This is a genomic window from Vibrio sp. Vb0349 (genome assembly GCF_033338975.1).
Map to the genome: position 1 here is coordinate 1 of NZ_JAWOTS010000371.1, position 1,127 is coordinate 1,127.

The 1,127-nt window shown below is 44.1% G+C and carries 1 protein-coding gene and 1 pseudogene; both read right to left on the reverse strand.

Features of this window, described 5'->3' with window-relative positions; genetic code table 11:
• Positions 1-32: 32 nt before the first annotated feature.
• A complete protein-coding gene (locus R7Q47_RS25920; RefSeq protein WP_005459779.1) occupies positions 33-467 on the reverse strand; it encodes a GNAT family N-acetyltransferase in 435 nt (144 codons plus the stop codon).
• A gap of 141 nt (positions 468-608) precedes the next feature.
• Positions 609-1,127, reverse strand: a pseudogene (locus tag R7Q47_RS25925) (porphobilinogen synthase); the annotation flags it as partial.

Here is a 1,127-nt window from a genome sequence, read left to right on the forward strand (position 1 = left end):
AACAGTTAAATGAGAAAAAATCTCATTTATTTTCACATTGCTTTAATGAAATGCACTCTCGATTCACGAAGATTAATTTTTTCTTCAAATTTTTCAATAAGATATCCATTTCTCAACAACAATCTGAGCATGGCAGGAAATTGGTTTCGAGATTTCACTTTTAGTGTTTTATAGCCTTGTTCTGCGACCCATTCTTCTTGAGCCTCTAACAACATCTGCGCGACTCCCTCATTTCGAGCTTGCGGCGCAACACCACCAAACCAACTATAGAAGGTGTCTTCATCCAGTTCGTAGCCGATTTTAAAACCGACAATAGCACCGTTTTTCTCAGCCACTAGGATTAGGCTGTTTTTGTCTCCAAGACGCTGTGACATCGAATCTAAGGTTTCTCCGTTGGCAAACTCTTTCACTCGAGTGACCACTTGAAGTGCCTCTTCCAACGTGCCTTCACGAATCAGCATTGTCATTGTTCTCTTCTCCAGAAATAAATATACCCAAGCACCTTGGATTTTTTGGGATATACAAGCCTTTTGTAATCCGCCTGAGGTTACTTGGGTATATGCAGACGAACAACTATTGTCGGTCTGGTTTTTCTCACTGAGCGATAATTACTCTTCTGTCGCTTCTCGAGCCATCTTTAGGTGCTGAGCGGCTTGTGCATTCTCTTCCGCTAACCACTCTGCTACGTCTTTTGCAAAGTAAGTCAGGATGCCATCGGCGCCCGCACGCTTAAAGCACAGTAGTGATTCCATTACTGTCTCGCGCTCTTTTAACCAGCCATTAAGAATCGCCGCTTTGTGCATCGCGTACTCGCCCGATACTTGGTAAGCAAATGTCGGAACTTGCAGCTCGGTTTTCACTCGGCGAACTACATCTAAGTATGGCATACCTGGCTTAACCATCACCATGTCTGCCCCTTCATTGATGTCCATTGCGACTTCATGCATTGCTTCATCAATGTTTGCTGGGTCCATTTGGTAGTTTTTCTTGTTACCACCTTTTAGATTAGACGAAGAACCGACGGCATCTCGGAATGGGCCGTAGTAGTTTGATGCGTATTTAGCCGAGTAAGCCATGATTTGAGTATGAATGTAGCCCGCTTCTTCTAGCGCAACTCGGATTGCTCC

Coding starts and splice junctions, on each gene's coding strand:
- R7Q47_RS25920 (WP_005459779.1), bottom strand. CDS start 467: ATGACAATGCTGATTCGTGAAGGCACGTTGGAAGAGGCACTTCAAGTG.